Origin of the sequence: Leptolyngbya sp. FACHB-8, assembly GCF_014695575.1 — a bacterium.
Lineage (GTDB): Bacteria > Cyanobacteriota > Cyanobacteriia > Elainellales > Elainellaceae > Vacuolonema.
Map to the genome: position 1 here is coordinate 15,090 of NZ_JACJOO010000067.1, position 14,230 is coordinate 29,319.

Consider the following 14,230-nt stretch of genomic DNA (forward strand, 5'->3'; position numbering starts at 1 on the left):
TCAGGTTTTAATTACGCAAGTTATGGAATCCATACACATTGATAAAGATTTCGACCTCCCGTTACTTAACGGCCTCGGCAGGCAAATTATTGGCCTTAGGATTGTGGATTTCTAGCGGCAAAGCCAGAGCCTGCCGAAACTTGGGTGCGGTCAAGCTTTATGAAGTTTTGAAACACTTGGGAGGTTGGTAAAAGTAGGAGTTGGCCCATTGTTGATGAGCGTGGCCTGCCGCCCTGCAGAAGTGGTAGATTTTGCCGCTTCTGAAGAAATCACCAGCTCAATCTCGCCGTAGGATTCAGGCCGCTCTGCTAACCGCTCTGCCCACTCAATTGCGACTAAGCCAGGAGGATACTCATTTCCATCCCAATAGGTTTCTAGATATAGGTTTGCGGCTTCTTCTGAAGTGAGCCGATACAAATCCAGATGATAGAGGGGAATACGGCCTTCGTAGTATTCGCTGATCAGCGTAAAAGTTGGGCTCAAAATAGGGTCGGTGATGCCTAGCGCTCGACCAATTCCTTGCACCAGAGTCGTCTTGCCGCTGCCCAGATTGCCATGGAGCAACAGAACAGTACCAGGTGGAAGCGATCGCCCCAAAAATTCGCCCAGGGCCAGAGTCGCGTCAGCGTCTGCCAGAGATATCACCGATGCCGTTGTGCTCATGCCCTCTGCGCCCCTACCTGTTTCATTCATCTAGATTGCGGTGCAACTTTGCCATTTTCCTTAAGGATAGGTATTTTACCCACCGGATTTAAGTAAAGTGGCTACCTTACAAGGTCTAACCCCCAACCATGACGGGTATTAGCTTATAAGCCGCACTTATTCTATACTCACATCCTGGCTGTTTTTTAGACTAATCAAGTCAAGACAGTGCACTTCCATTGGGTGTAGTCACACGCAATGAAAATGCACTGTTCTGGTTGAAAACAAAGGGGGATGCAACTGCATCCCCCTTTGACAGCCTGCTTAGAGAAATTCGCTTCACAATACCTGCTTAGACAGGCAGCGGGCGATCGCTCGTCATCTCAAAGCAAAGGGGGACGCAACCGCATCCCCCCTTGATGCCTATTTAGAGAAATTCGCCTACTCAAAACTGCCCAAGACAGGTCATACTGGCGATCGCTCTTCAACGGGTTGATTTAGTTGTCGTAAACGCGGCACTCATCAGCTTCGGGGTTCGCATCGCAGTACTGCTCAAAACTAGTCTTCTCATCGCCCCGCTCCCGTTGGTGGGACGCTTCTGCTTGCAGTTCTTCAACAGCGTCCCAGGCAGCGGCACATTCTGCCGAACCATCGCCCTTGATTTCGCAAACTTCGCGAGCTTGGTCACGCTCTTCTTGAATTTTTTGGTGGATGTCGCTCATAGCTATAACACTCAGAGGTTGATATACGGACGATTGTATCGATAGTGCCCTCAGAATAGAGTAACTCGACGGACGGTTTCGTCAAGTCACCCAGTCAGGCTATCAAAATGGGTGAGTGAGTATTTCTACTCTTCTATATTGTAACGTGCGATTGTCAGCACGACTTGCGCCTATCGGCCAAGCTCAGCTATTACCAAAGGATGTAGCTTTTGAAAACCACTCAATCTTCACCAATTCCGGGCACTTCGGGCTTCTGGCAGTATGTCAAAATGGAGACTTAAAGAAAAGTGGAAAATTATACTGGCCCCGTATAATTCCGGTAAACCCAGTTCAGCTTCCGCTGGTGGTGACAAAGACGCACAGGATGGACGCAATGGCAGACCCCCAAACCGACCCGATGCAGTGGGTTAATGCGCTATCAACGCAGCCTTCCTTAGAGGCGGCAGTGAATGAAGTCGTTGAGCAAGCCCTAAGCCAACTCCAGGCTCCGGCGGATCTGGCCATGGTGTTCATCTCCTCTGCCTTTGCCAGCGAGTATTCCCGGTTGATGCCGTTACTAAAGGCAAAGCTGTCAGTTTCCGTGCTTATAGGTTGTAGTGGTGGCGGCACTATCGGCGTTGAGGTTAGCGGCCAAGTCCGCGAAATAGAGGATGCTCCTGCCCTGAGTTTGACCCTAGCCCGCTTACCTGGAGTGAACCTTCACCCCTTCCACATTGACAGCGATGACCTCCCTGATTTGGATGGTCCGCCTCAGCGGTGGGCAGAGTTAATCGGCGTCCCCCCCGAAGAAAATCCCAGCTTCATTCTGCTCTCAGATGCGATGTCATCGGGCATCAATGATCTACTGCAAGGAATGGATTTTGCTTACCCAGGTGCCGTGAAGGTTGGTGGCATGTCTACGGGACCATCCCTCTTTGGCACCGGGCTCTTCTGCAACTTTGAGCTGTACCGTGAAGGAACCGTAGGGTTAGCGCTGAGCGGGCGGGTCGTGCTGGAGGCAATCGTGGCCCAAGGATGCCGCCCCATTGGCAAGCCCTTCCGAGTCGTAGAAGGCGAGCGCAACATTCTCATCAAACTGGAAGCCCAGGAAGCAGGAGCCAGCGTTTGTACGCCGCTGGAGGCATTACAGGAGCTCTATCAAGACCTGGATGCTGCGGATCAAGAACTGGCCCAGCATTCGCTGTTCGTCGGAGTGGCCCAGTCTGAATTCAAGCAGAATTTGGAACCAGGGGATTTTCTAATCCGGAATATGCTGGGCGTAGATCCCCGTATTGGAGCCATTGCCATTGGCGATCGCGTCCGCCCAGGCCAACGTATTCAGTTCCATCTGCGCGACTCACAAGCCTCTGCCGATGACCTGGAGGCTTTGCTGGAGCGTTATCAGAAAGAACATCACGGCGTTCAACCTGTTGGGGCGTTACTCTTTGCCTGTGCTGGCCGGGGAGAGGGGTTGTACGACCAGCCCAACTTCGACTCGGGTTTGTTTCGTCAGTATATTAACCGCATTCCCCTCAGCGGCTTTTTCTGTGGTGGCGAAATTGGCCCTGTGGGAGGTTCCACTTTCTTGCATGGCTATACCTCCGTCTTTGGAATTTGCCGCGAACCATGACCGAAAGAAAACGTTGGCGGTCCCTGGCTCTGGCTCTGGCATTGGTTGGAGCGGGAGGATGGCGATCGCCCCTTCTGGCATCCATCTGCCCGGCTGACCTTCCCCAGGCAATTGAGACTATCCTCCAACAACAATCCATCAGCCGCCGTGCCCGTTGGGGTATTCAGGTCAGTCCCATAACCGGAGGTGAGCCCCTCTACACGCGAGATGCCCAACAGTTTTTTATTCCTGCCTCAAATATAAAGCTGTTAACCACAGCAGCGGCTCTGACAGAATTAGGGCCTGACTACCAAATTCGCACGTCGGTTTATCAGTTGCCATCCGCAGCCGGGGAAACCGTGCTGCGAGTCGTAGGGCGAGGCGATCCAACGTTTACAGCAGAATCGCTACAAAATTTAGCACAGCAAATTTATAACCAGGGCGTTCGCCGTATAGATCGGCTAGAAGTCGATGATTCCTACTTCACAGGCGACCCCATCAACCCGAACTGGGAGTGGGAAGACTTACAGGCAGGCTATGGAGCTCCGGTTAGCAGCTTGATGCTAGATGGCAATGCGATCGCCCTTCAACTAACCCCCCAATCCTCTGGCCAGCCTTTGCATGTAGCCTTTAATAACCCCGTCGATGCTGGCAACTGGCAAATTATTAACCTCAGCCGCACGCTGCCCGCCGGAAGCAACGAAGAGGAATTCACCCAAGTTCAGCAGGATGGACAGCGACGGGTACTCCGGATTGAGGGGCAACTGCAAGCAGGTAGCGAGGCTGTGGAGGAGGCGATCGCTACCCCAGATCCAAATGGGCGTTTTCTACGCCATTTTCAGTCAGCCTTAAGGGCTGTGGGAATAACGGTCGAGCGAGGGACAACGCCAAATACAGCCACCTTTCCCCCCCTCCCCAGCTCGGCATCAGAGATTGCCTTTACGCTCTCCCCGCCCCTCTCCTACCTGATAACCCAGGCCAATACCGAAAGTGAAAACCTCTATGCGGAAACCTTGCTGCGCCAGATTGGAGTTCGCCACACCTTATCGCAACCCTCGACGCTAGTAGCCGGCTTAGAAGGGGTTGAAGCTATTTTGGCTCCTCTAGGTGTTGATCCAGATAGCATTGACCAGACGGACGGTTCTGGGTTAGCTCGCCGTAACTTAGCGACACCCGAGGCCTTTGTACAAACTCTCCAGGCTATGCACCGTGGTCCTGCGGCTCAGATGTATCAGAACTCTCTGTCTGTCGCTGGTGTCTCAGGAACCCTCCAAAACCGCTTTCAAGGAACTCCTGTGGAAGGCCATTTATGGGGTAAAACAGGGGCCATTAGTGGGATTGCAGCCCTATCCGGTTACCTTGAGCCAGACCATCACCCCCCTCTGGCCTTCAGTATCTTAGTCAATCATTTTGACCAGCCTGTGCGAACAATCCGTCCCACAATCGATCAAATTGTAGTGTTATTAGCAGACCTCTCTTCTTGCTCCAGCAATTAACGAACTGGATAGATGAAGTGTGCATGACACATTTGTCATAACCGTATTCATGACAGCCGAATCATCTTGTTTGTACCTGATAACGAGCAATCTCATACCTTTGTATTTTTCGGGGCTTACCACTACGGATCAGACAAACCCCAAATTGCTCAATTTCACGAGGGAAATCCTCTAACCAGTCATTCTTTACAAGATAAAGATTGGGCGATTTAAGAACCCGGCGAACACAGCGAGAACAGCGAACACGACGGGTTCGAACGGGAACTTTTTCGGGAGCTTTATCAGGACAGGGGGTACGCCCTTTCTGGTCATAAGGCGTGCAATTAAGATTGGCAGGATCTGCGCTGCACAGCACGTAAGAGGACCAGTATTCTCCAATAAATCCCGCAGGAGCAAGATTCTCAAATGGCTGTAGACGCAACACATAGGGTGGTGCCACTTTCAGAGCCAGGACTGGAGTAGCTTGAAGAAAAATAGAAGCAATAGCCATCAGAAATAGGCCGAGTTTCATACGACGCCCATAGGCACCCGATACCTGTTCTACCAACAACAGAAATGCCATCCAGGCTGAGATGTAAACGACTGAGAAATATCGCAGACTTACATCGTTGATATAGAGCCAGTTAGATACCAGGATTAGCCCGAAGGAAAAAATAGCATTCAAGAAGAAGAGCATTGCCCAATGAGGAAAACGGCTCTCAAGCAGAAAGCTTCTTTCGGTACTCCACCAGTAGATGGCATAGCCCACCAGCAGCACAAACAAAACAGCATAAATTGAAAGGATTGGGCTATCAACTTGAAATGTTAATGTTTGAATGGCCGATGTTATAAGACGATTGAGTACCTCAAGGATTTGCGAAAAGCTGCTGAACCCTCCATAAGGAGAAGTTCCAGAGGCTTCATGCTTGGCAAATAAGATAAATGAAAAGCCTACAATAGAAGTAATGATGATATTAATTACATCAGGTATTAGGAGGTTTCGCAGGCGATCGCGCCAGGAAATATCAGTACCCTGATTAACAGTTTTATCAACGTGCTGTACGGTAATGGCTGCCAGGATAGCCATAAACACAAAGTGCAGGTCGGATATCCAGAGTGAGGTAAATAGGCAAAGGGTTGCGCTAGAAATGAGAACCTGACGCCTCCATTGCTTCAGATGCTTCTGTTCCAGCAGGTAGTTGATAATGAAAAGAGCTATTCCTGTAAAAGCAAACTGGGGCCCATAGGGGTGGGCAGGAAAAACGAGCTCGTGAAAGTGTGGGATTGGAAGAAACCAGGCCAGGGCAAAAATTAAGCGAGAGAAGTATGTTTTAAATAGAGTACTAAGACAGATAAAACCAGCCAGTAGAAGCCCATACTGTACATAGGAAATGGCTTCAACGGGCGATAAGGACGTAATCTTTAGTAGAAGATTGCTTAGAATTGGAACGGCACTCCCAAGGCGATTTTGGCCCCAATAGTACAAATCTTCAGGGAGTTTGAGATGGTAGGCCATTAAGATATGAACGGCCATATCTGAGTTCAGATTAGGGATGCGATCAGCTGCGAATCTCCGAAATGAAAGCAGAAAAATGAGGACTATTAAGGATTTAGAAATCAGCGAACGGATTGATTTAAGAGAGTTAGACGTGGACAGCAAACCTATCTTTCCTTACTAAAGAGAATTTAAGTTTCCAAGCGTAAATCTATAAAGCTGATCCATTGCCTCCAGCTATTAGCAAAACCTGGTGAGTTTATACCCTATGGATGTGATAAATAGGAGCTTCGGCACTCATCTATTTTCTAAGGGAACAGGTTATATCTAAGAATGCAGTAGATAGCTCGAACGCCGTCCTTCCAACCAATCTTTTTCCCTTCTTTATAGGTACGACCATAATAGGAAATACCCACCTCATAGATACGACAGTCGAGCTTAGAAACCTTGGCCGTAATTTCAGGCTCGAAACCAAATCGATTTTCCCGAATTTGAATGGATTGAATAATTTCCCGACGGAAAGCTTTGTAACAAGTTTCCATATCCGTCAGGTTAATATTGGTCATCATGTTGGAGAGAGTAGTCAAGAACTGGTTACCAACCATGTGCCAATAGTAAACAACCCGGTGAGGATGGCTACCAATGAACCGAGAGCCAAATACCACATCTGCCCGATCTGCCAGAATGGGTGCAATCATAAGCGGATACTCTTGAGGGTCGTACTCTAAATCCGCATCTTGAACAATAACAATATCACCCGTGGCTTCTGCAAAACCTGTACGTAGCGCCGCTCCTTTTCCTTTGTTTCGAGGATGGTATATAACCTTGTCTACGTATGGCTCGATTGTCGAGCGCAATAGATTTTGAGTGCCATCTGTTGAACAATCATCAACAATAATGATTTCTTTGTCTTTGACAGGTGATTCTTTAACGGCAGCCACGACTTTTCCAATCGTACCTAACTCGTTGTAGCAGGGAATAACAATCGATAATTTCATAGACAAAGCCGAACATTGGATGAGAACAACAATAACTGACAGAGTGGTTACTCGTGGTACCGGGACATAGGACTGAATAGTTATTGCCATATCCCTGTCTAGAGAAGCTGACAGAATAAACTATTATTTACCGAATGCTGGCAGCCCGCATAAATTTCGATGGCAATTGTACATCTGATCGTTAGGTGCTTGACACTCCACCTGCCATATCTAGAAGAGTTTTAAATGTGCTTTACGCTGTTAGCATCTACAGCATAGAAGACAATGTTGGAAACGAGACCTAATAACCGATGTGGCCGCATATAAACCTGCATCGTTGGAGGGCACATCTGTTGCAGTTCCTGAGCAGTCAGCAGATTTAAGTTTTCCTCTCTAGCCCAGAAGTCATGGCCTAGCAAACGAAGAATTCGGCGAAACCATGTGGCAGGTAACCAGTGTATTAGTGGAAGAATGGTGTGAAACTCTACAGGATACCAGCGGTTAGGTGTGGTGATAAAGCAGCGCTTACCTACTCGGCAGAGTTCGTTAACAAAAGCTTGTTGGCGCTGGCGATCGCCTACATGCTCAATCACTGCAGAGCTCACTACAAGATCAAAGCTCTTGTCAGGAAACGGCAGATTAAGCCCATCGGCTTGAACGTAGGTTAAGCCAGGAAATTCTTTTTCTAAAAACTTGGCATCTTCCATACCAACAGCCGTGATGCTTTGGGGGTAAGGATAATACCTTTCAAAAAAGTTGCAATCTTCTCGTCGATCAGACGTAACACCCACATCGAGAACTTGCATGGTCGGGGTCGGTTGAACCAACTGCATCAGAGTGTTCAACATCTCCAGCCGGACTTTCAAAGAAATTTTGCTGACTATACCACCCACATTAGGTTGTACATAGTCACTTTGCCCTTCAGAAGATGAATATAAAGACAGGCTAGTTTTGCTGTTCATAGGCTTCGGCGCGTTTCACTCGACACGACAGATAGGAACGGAAATAGGAATCTAGTGCGAAGTCAATGACGATCAGCAGGGCTGCAAAACAATCTCTTTGAACTAGGAAGGGGGCATCAGGTTAGCCCAAGTATTCTGTATTGGCGTTTCTAGGCATACCTTTAGCACCTGGCTACCGGACTAGAAGCAATTTCTTACACGAGAAAAGAATAAGCACCTGATTGATTTCTGGCAGAAAGATCCGTCATCAAAGTTTCAAGCATGAGTGATTTAATCCTGCAAATTTGACGCATCAACTGCAATGTCTTATACAAGAGCATTGCTTAAAGCAAAATCCTCATAACCAAGCCAGATCTACATTTATTTCTGCTGCCACACAGAACCATGGGGAGCAAAAATTGAAGTGATTATACTATGAGGAATAACTTAGCGGTCATAATAATCGACCTATGTTGGAAGTATCACAGGTCATAATCTCCATCAGGCACTTCTGATACGCTCAGGACTAGAGCCTTTTTGTTGTGTGTTGTGCGAAGCACAACACACAACAAAAAGGCTCTAAATAGGAGAAGAGGTTGAGTGCGACGCACCCAACCTCTTCTCCTATCTCTACAAAAATAACTAAGGTCAATCTCTACTAAAAGTAGCCGTTTTTCAACGGTCTTGCTCAACGACTTCACGCACCCGGTAAATGGGCCGCCCCTGGGATTCATGATAAGTGCGCATAGCAACCTCGGCCAGCAGGCCCAAACTGAACAGCTGTACCCCTGTTAGGAAAAGTACTACCGCCAGAATGAGGAGGGGGCGATCGCCAATACTTTGCCCCAATACCAGCTTCAAGAAGGTGAGATAGCTACCCAGCAGAATTCCCAACGCTAGCGACGCCAACCCAAAGCCACCAAACACATGCATGGGTCGGGTAAGGAACTTTTTCATAAAGGCGATGGTGAACAGATCCATCAACACCCGAAAGGTACGCCCCAGCCCATATTTGCTTTGACCAAATTGACGGGCGTGATGCTTCACAGGCACTTCCGTAATTCGTGCCCCTTCAATGAAAGCCAGGGCCGGCAGGAAACGGTGCAGTTCACCGTACAGATTCATATCCATGACCAACTCAGAACGGTATGCCTTGAGGGAGCAACCGTAGTCATGTAGCTTTACCCCGGTGACCCAACCGATTAAGCCATTGGCCAACTTTGATGGTAGGAGGCGAGTTAGAGCAGCGTCCTGCCGATTCTTACGCCAACCGCTCACCAGGTCATACCCCTCCTCCAACTTCTCAACCAGCATAGGAATGTCAGAGGGGTCGTTCTGCAGGTCACCATCCAGAGTAACAATTACATCTCCCCGGGCATGGTTGAAACCTGCAGCCATCGCAGCGGTCTGGCCATAGTTCCGGCGCAACAGCACACCTCGCAGGTCGCTTCGGCTCAGGGCCAGCTCCCGCAGCAGTGCCGTAGTACCGTCTCGGGAGCCATCGTCTACACAGATAATTTCATAGTCGAAGTCGGTGGGTTGGACGGCTGTGGCGATCGCCTCCACTAATCGGGGCAAGCTTTCCACCTCGTTGTAAACGGGTACCACCACCGACAGCCTTAGCGGGCGAGTTGCTTCATCAAGGGACGGTTGGGGTTGACCTTTAGGGATGAGAGAAGTATCCATAGCACGGCGACTCATGAGCTAACCACCATTAAACCGGAGAAGCGGTTTCGATGGATGAGTCAGTTAGCCAGATTTTGTCAGGGCAGAAGGTGGGGGCTTTGCTTTCATCTTTTGCCCTAACAGAAAATGTAGAACAGTCTGTCATAACTTTAAGTTGCCAATATGGTCAGCAAAGATACGGAGCCTTTTCAAGAGCTAGGATGTAAACCTTTCTATATTTCATGGGGCGAGTTTGAATTTTATTCAGTCCAGATCAAATTTGCTTAACGCAGCTTTCATATTTTGGGGAAGGCCTACCCAATCTATTTCCATTTTATTTGGCTAACTTATGTAAACAGAATTCATTTAATTATTACAAGAAGTCATTCTCTCAAGGCCGATCAAATCTCTAATACATCGGCAAAAGCTACCAGCAAAGGACTTTCATAGATTTAGGCATAAGTTAGCGTTAGTTTGCTGGCCTCTAAGATTTGCTCAAAGCTACTTCTTCAGATAGCTTTATAACTCGCAAACTAAATCAATTTGTTAGTAATTTATTTTATTTTTCTTCAGAATAAAGCCGAAACACAACGCTCAGAAAAATCCGTGGATATTCCCTACAGCTATCTTGGTGCAGCTGACTAGGATGAGCTTAAATCAATTCAATGCAATCCAATCTATCCGCTCTACAGGAGTCATCATGGTTTTAGATCCTCACACTTTCATGGCAAAGATGGAAGCTCGAATGGACTTTTCTACCGCTGATAAAGAGCTTCTATTAAGTAATGCAAATTGGGGATTAGAAATTGCCTCTGACATGTCCGATCACTTCTACAGCTATATGGGACGTGACCCGGAAATGGGCGTCATCCTCAACGCCTCTGAAGGTCGGGTTCATCGGCTGAAAGAAACCTTCGTTCTGTGGTTTCACGAAATGTTTACCGGCATGGATAATTGGGGAGACGAGTACGCCGATCGCCGCTGGAAAATCGGTCTAGTTCACGTCAAGATTGGCATTGGTCCTCAGCACGTCGTTCCAGCCATGGCAACGGTTGTTCATGAGGCTGGTAAGCGAGCGATCGCTGATGGTAAATCTGAAAATTTACGCGATGCCCTGGGTAAGATCTGCATGATCGACCTGGCATTTATTGAACAGGCTTACATTGAAGTTTCTTCAACGGCTGTGTTGAAAGAAACAGGCTGGACTGAGGGCCTATTCCGGCGCTTAATTACAACAGGTGCTGGAGCAATGTAAGAGCACCAGGCTCATCCTTGAAAATCTCTTTTAGAGGATGTTTGAAACGTTTTAATGAGGGTTTTATTTTCCGTACACAGCATACGAAAAATGAACGTTTCAAACACCCTACCAGGCTTATGATCCAACACTATCTATTTCGTTAATTTTCCAGAAGTTGTTGACCCTCTATTTCTCCTGACTTCCGTTCACTCCCACTAACAAAGGAAATCACAATGGCTATTAGCACCGAAAAGTTGAATATGGTTTTGCAGCAGTTCGTCACAGCTACCAGTGACGTTCAAGGGGCAGCCCTGGTAACCCCCGATGGTCTGCCTTTGGCTACGAGCCTACCCGCAGGTATGGATGAAGAACGGGTTTCAGCGATGTCTGCCGCTATGTTGTCCCTGGGCGAGCGGATTGGTTCAGAGTTGGCACGGGGTGGTGTTGATCGAATCTACGTAGAAGGAGATCAGGGCTACGGCGTGCTGACCAGCTGCGGCGAAGACGCCGTATTCCTAGTGTTGGCCAGCAAAGCGGCCAAGCAGGGTGTACTGATGCTTGAGATCAAGCGCACCCTGGGGGAATTGAAGTTACTCATGATGTAAAGTTCCGATTCGCTGTGGCGGAGTCCCAGGCTCCGCCACCTTCTTCACCCCTATCCCTTCATCGGTCTCTTCCATGGAAATCATGCGGCTTGTGGTGACTGGCCCGGTTGGGTCGGGCAAGTCCACGTTTATTCGCTCTGTTAGCGAAATTGAGGTCGTCGATACTGATCGCCACGCCACCGACGAAACTCTACTCATCAAAAAACGCACCACCGTTGCCTTTGACTTTGGCCGCCTCCAGTTTGGGCCAGAAATGGCATTGCACCTCTACGGAACTCCTGGACAATCGCGCTTCGACTTTATGTGGGACATTTTGATCCGCAAAGCTCACGCGTATATCTTGCTGATTGCGGCCCACCGTCCCATGGAGTTTCGCCACTCGCGCCGCATTCTGGCTTTTATGAAACAGCGATCGCAAATTCCCATGATCATCGGCCTCACCCATACAGACTGCGAGGGAGCCTGGGAAGCCGAGAACGTGGCGATCGCCCTGGGCTACGTCCTCCCTGAAACCCGTCCCCTAATGATTACGGTTAATCCCACGGAATCTGCTTCCGTTGCCGAAGCCATCATTACCCTCGTCCAACATTCTATGCAGGGCTGTCTTGTCTAATAGTTGATGTTGCGTGCGCGGCCCAAACCAACCTTTCTCAGAGCGTCGCATCTACAGGTCAGCGCATAAGCCCAGCCCTGTCCATCAGCCCCCATTTGAAATGTTGATTTTTTGTAGATTAATCAGCCACGCAAAATCAACATCTCAAATCTCTCTCAAATCCATTGCAGCGACTACCTAGGTGAGATGTGTCATGACCATTACCGGCTATCTATCAGAGTTTTCCTTAGCAGAACTCTTCCAAATTTTGGAACAGGGAACGAAATCGGGGTTGTTGACCATCTGCTCCCTGTTGGAACCGCAAGCACCGAAACAAGGCAATCACTACATCTGGTTTAAGCAGGGGCGCATTGTTGCTGCCTCCAATACTCTCGACCAGCAAGGCTTAATGCGCTTGATTAATCAGCGAGGCTGGTTGGGAGAGCGAGCGGCTAACCGGCTCACTCAAAACTGCACAGTGGGAACTCCTGCCGGAGTTTGCCTAAAAACCCAGGGAGCATTAACTGTTGAACAACTCAAGTTGTTGTTCTACTCCCAGGTCATGCGTCAGGTCTGTGCCCTGTTTGAACTAGAAAATGGCTGGTTTCAGTTTGATCCACAAGCACCAATTCCCGTAGCTGAATTGACAGGATTAAATGCATCAGCAACCGAAGTGACGCTAGCAGGACTGCGAGCGCTAAAAGATTGGTCAGCCTTACTGGACAAGCTACCCGATCCCTCCTCAGCCCTGGTTAGTGTGATTCATGGTCAGCCACAGTTCAAGCTCAGCCCAACAGAGTGGCAGGTCTGGGAATTTGCTAAGGGAACAGTGGCGTTGGGGGCGATCGCCAAACAGCTTCAGATTTCCGTCGAAAAAGTACAGCAGGTGGCTTTTCGGCTAACGGTAGTGGGTTTGGCGGAAGAAGTGCCGATGGTTTCGGAGCCCCTGGTAGCCATGCCAGATCCAGAACCTCTCGTAGATGCTCCCATCAGTGGCTTTGGATCCCACTCGGCACAAACTGAAGCAGTACCAGCAGGCCACGGGGTTAGCCAATCCTTTCTACAGAATTTGGTTGGCTTCTTGAAAGGCAAACTCTAAGTTTTCCCAAAGGTCTTATGCTCATCTTCGATTTCTTACTCGGGTTGTTCGAATTTGTAGAGTTTCTTGCCAGCCCGCTGGGTCTATCTACCAGCCTTTGGGGAAGCGCTTACTGGATTTTGCTCCAACTCTGGCACGTCAGCGTTCCCTCGGCTCTGTGGCTGCCACTCATTCCGGCCTTCTACCTCTACATCTACCTGGATAGATTGGCATGCCGTTAGCCCTTCGGCTATGCCTCTCTCACCATTGCGCAATCTAGGGATAACGGCTCTGGTGTTCCATCACCTCCCTAGATTAGGCATGCTTTCTTCCTCTCTGCGATTCAAGGAGTGTTTATGCAACGGTTTGCCTGGAACGATTCCCTCAGCACTGGCGTCCCAATGATTGATGCCCATCACAAGGAACTGATCGCGGCAGTGAATGATCTGGCTCAGGCGATTGAACAGGGCCAGGGGTCAAATGCTATTAAAAAGCTGATTATGTTTCTTAAGTACTATGCTGAGTGGCATTTTGATCACGAAGAAAAATGCGCAGCCAAGCACCAATGCCCTATGGCCGACACCAATGAGAAGGCGCATGCCGCTTTCATTGAAACCTTTGGTAATTTACACGAGCAATATCGCCAGAGCAACGCCAGCGAAGCCGTTGCCCAGCAGATTTACGATGAGCTGTCCCGCTGGCTGGTAGGACACATTATGAATATTGATACAGAGATTGGCCGATGCCTCAGGCAGCCAAAAACGGTTCTTCCTACGTCATAGAGGGCTTATAGCCTGACGCAACTTAGGATCGCGTATTTATTAACCTGTAATTCTTGTTGTGAGAGGGGCGGCAAAGCCGCCCTTCTCACAACAAGAATTACAGGTTATTTTGTTCGTGATCCTTAGTAATCGACGGCTGAAGCCTGCCCACCTTCAAATATAGGTTGCTCTTTGCTGTTTACTCCTAGCCAGAACGGTTCATTGTTGAAAGGCCACGGAAAGCTTTTCAACAATGAATTTCCTGTTTCTAAGCGCGTAGCACCACAGGCGTTGATTACAAAGGAGGAGTGGCGTGCGTCGCACGCCACTCCTCCTTTGTAATCAACCTACTTGTAACAGGTGCATTTCACCTTATATAAGCAGGCAAATCCATTCACAACACTCGGCTATCCCCTTACACGCCGCTATAAGGGGATTTAAGGCTGAAATAA

14 protein-coding genes are annotated in these 14,230 nt (G+C 48.7%); 8 read left to right on the plus strand and 6 right to left on the minus strand.

Annotated features, from left to right (window positions below; translation table 11 throughout):
* Nucleotides 1-150: 150 nt before the first annotated feature.
* Nucleotides 151-663: a tRNA (adenosine(37)-N6)-threonylcarbamoyltransferase complex ATPase subunit type 1 TsaE gene (gene tsaE / locus H6F91_RS17270; protein ID WP_190774893.1), complete on the minus strand. Its 513-nt coding sequence runs from the start codon at nt 661-663 to the stop codon at nt 151-153.
* A 476-nt stretch (nt 664-1,139) separates the two neighbouring features.
* On the minus strand, nt 1,140-1,364 hold the full coding sequence (locus tag H6F91_RS17275; protein WP_190774892.1) for a Calvin cycle protein CP12: 225 nt from the start codon (nt 1,362-1,364) through the stop codon (nt 1,140-1,142).
* 373 nt (nt 1,365-1,737) lie between these two features.
* On the opposite strand from H6F91_RS17275, the gene H6F91_RS17280 reads away from it, so the two are divergent.
* Entirely contained in the window at nt 1,738-2,973 is a 1,236-nt protein-coding gene (locus H6F91_RS17280; protein ID WP_242035849.1) for an FIST N-terminal domain-containing protein, read from the plus strand.
* Nucleotides 2,970-4,448 carry a D-alanyl-D-alanine carboxypeptidase/D-alanyl-D-alanine-endopeptidase gene (dacB, locus tag H6F91_RS17285; protein WP_190774891.1) on the plus strand — a complete coding sequence of 493 codons (1,479 nt, stop codon included), beginning with the start codon at nt 2,970-2,972 and terminating at the stop codon, nt 4,446-4,448. The genes H6F91_RS17280 and dacB overlap by 4 nt, the downstream gene beginning before the upstream one ends.
* A 61-nt stretch (nt 4,449-4,509) precedes the next feature.
* Here the strand turns inward: dacB and H6F91_RS17290 are convergent, their stop codons facing one another.
* From H6F91_RS17290 to H6F91_RS17305, 4 genes are all read right to left on the minus strand, one after another.
* The gene (locus tag H6F91_RS17290) at nt 4,510-5,961 is read right to left on the minus strand and encodes a hypothetical protein (protein WP_190774890.1); all 1,452 of its coding nucleotides are present in this window, start codon (nt 5,959-5,961) and stop codon (nt 4,510-4,512) included.
* 269 nt (nt 5,962-6,230) lie between these two features.
* Nucleotides 6,231-6,920 carry a glycosyltransferase family 2 protein gene (locus H6F91_RS17295; protein WP_190774889.1) on the minus strand — a complete coding sequence of 230 codons (690 nt, stop codon included), beginning with the start codon at nt 6,918-6,920 and terminating at the stop codon, nt 6,231-6,233.
* Nucleotides 6,921-7,141: 221 nt separating this feature from the next.
* Complete coding sequence (locus tag H6F91_RS17300) at nt 7,142-7,732, minus strand: class I SAM-dependent methyltransferase (RefSeq protein WP_199307895.1); 591 nt, start codon at nt 7,730-7,732, stop codon at nt 7,142-7,144.
* A gap of 783 nt (nt 7,733-8,515) precedes the next feature.
* Nucleotides 8,516-9,526, minus strand: coding sequence for a glycosyltransferase family 2 protein (locus H6F91_RS17305; protein ID WP_190774887.1), 1,011 nt, complete (start codon nt 9,524-9,526; stop codon nt 8,516-8,518).
* Nucleotides 9,527-10,205: 679 nt separating this feature from the next.
* Between H6F91_RS17305 and H6F91_RS17310 the strand changes: the two genes are divergently transcribed.
* The 6 genes from H6F91_RS17310 to H6F91_RS17335 all read left to right on the plus strand — a co-directional run bounded on the left by H6F91_RS17310 (nt 10,206) and on the right by H6F91_RS17335 (nt 13,799).
* On the plus strand, nt 10,206-10,760 hold the full coding sequence (locus tag H6F91_RS17310; protein WP_190774908.1) for a protoglobin domain-containing protein: 555 nt from the start codon (nt 10,206-10,208) through the stop codon (nt 10,758-10,760).
* Between the two features lie 215 nt (nt 10,761-10,975).
* A complete protein-coding gene (locus H6F91_RS17315) occupies nt 10,976-11,347 on the plus strand; it encodes a roadblock/LC7 domain-containing protein (RefSeq protein ID WP_190774886.1) in 372 nt (123 codons plus the stop codon).
* A 73-nt stretch (nt 11,348-11,420) separates the two neighbouring features.
* Nucleotides 11,421-11,960: an ATP/GTP-binding protein gene (locus H6F91_RS17320; protein WP_190774885.1), complete on the plus strand. Its 540-nt coding sequence runs from the start codon at nt 11,421-11,423 to the stop codon at nt 11,958-11,960.
* 193 nt (nt 11,961-12,153) lie between these two features.
* Nucleotides 12,154-13,038 carry a DUF4388 domain-containing protein gene (locus tag H6F91_RS17325; protein WP_190774884.1) on the plus strand — a complete coding sequence of 295 codons (885 nt, stop codon included), beginning with the start codon at nt 12,154-12,156 and terminating at the stop codon, nt 13,036-13,038.
* Between the two features lie 17 nt (nt 13,039-13,055).
* Nucleotides 13,056-13,259, plus strand: coding sequence for a hypothetical protein (locus H6F91_RS17330; protein ID WP_190774883.1), 204 nt, complete (start codon nt 13,056-13,058; stop codon nt 13,257-13,259).
* A gap of 114 nt (nt 13,260-13,373) precedes the next feature.
* Entirely contained in the window at nt 13,374-13,799 is a 426-nt protein-coding gene (locus tag H6F91_RS17335) for a hemerythrin family protein (protein ID WP_190774882.1), read from the plus strand.
* Nucleotides 13,800-14,230: the final 431 nt, after the last annotated feature.

Excerpts from the sequence above, each read along its gene's own strand:
- H6F91_RS17330 (WP_190774883.1), top strand. The coding sequence starts at position 13,056 with ATGCTCATCTTCGATTTCTTACTCGGGTTGTTCGAATTTGTAGAGTTT.
- tsaE (WP_190774893.1), bottom strand. The coding sequence starts at position 663 with ATGAGCACAACGGCATCGGTGATATCTCTGGCAGACGCTGACGCGACT.
- H6F91_RS17310 (WP_190774908.1), top strand. The coding sequence starts at position 10,206 with ATGGTTTTAGATCCTCACACTTTCATGGCAAAGATGGAAGCTCGAATG.
- H6F91_RS17325 (WP_190774884.1), top strand. The coding sequence starts at position 12,154 with ATGACCATTACCGGCTATCTATCAGAGTTTTCCTTAGCAGAACTCTTC.
- H6F91_RS17290 (WP_190774890.1), bottom strand. The coding sequence starts at position 5,961 with ATGGCCGTTCATATCTTAATGGCCTACCATCTCAAACTCCCTGAAGAT.
- H6F91_RS17335 (WP_190774882.1), top strand. The coding sequence starts at position 13,374 with ATGCAACGGTTTGCCTGGAACGATTCCCTCAGCACTGGCGTCCCAATG.
- H6F91_RS17280 (WP_242035849.1), top strand. The coding sequence starts at position 1,738 with ATGGCAGACCCCCAAACCGACCCGATGCAGTGGGTTAATGCGCTATCA.
- H6F91_RS17300 (WP_199307895.1), bottom strand. The coding sequence starts at position 7,732 with ATGCAGTTGGTTCAACCGACCCCGACCATGCAAGTTCTCGATGTGGGT.
- dacB (WP_190774891.1), top strand. The coding sequence starts at position 2,970 with ATGACCGAAAGAAAACGTTGGCGGTCCCTGGCTCTGGCTCTGGCATTG.
- H6F91_RS17315 (WP_190774886.1), top strand. The coding sequence starts at position 10,976 with ATGGCTATTAGCACCGAAAAGTTGAATATGGTTTTGCAGCAGTTCGTC.
- H6F91_RS17305 (WP_190774887.1), bottom strand. The coding sequence starts at position 9,526 with ATGGATACTTCTCTCATCCCTAAAGGTCAACCCCAACCGTCCCTTGAT.
- H6F91_RS17295 (WP_190774889.1), bottom strand. The coding sequence starts at position 6,920 with ATGAAATTATCGATTGTTATTCCCTGCTACAACGAGTTAGGTACGATT.
- H6F91_RS17275 (WP_190774892.1), bottom strand. The coding sequence starts at position 1,364 with ATGAGCGACATCCACCAAAAAATTCAAGAAGAGCGTGACCAAGCTCGC.
- H6F91_RS17320 (WP_190774885.1), top strand. The coding sequence starts at position 11,421 with ATGGAAATCATGCGGCTTGTGGTGACTGGCCCGGTTGGGTCGGGCAAG.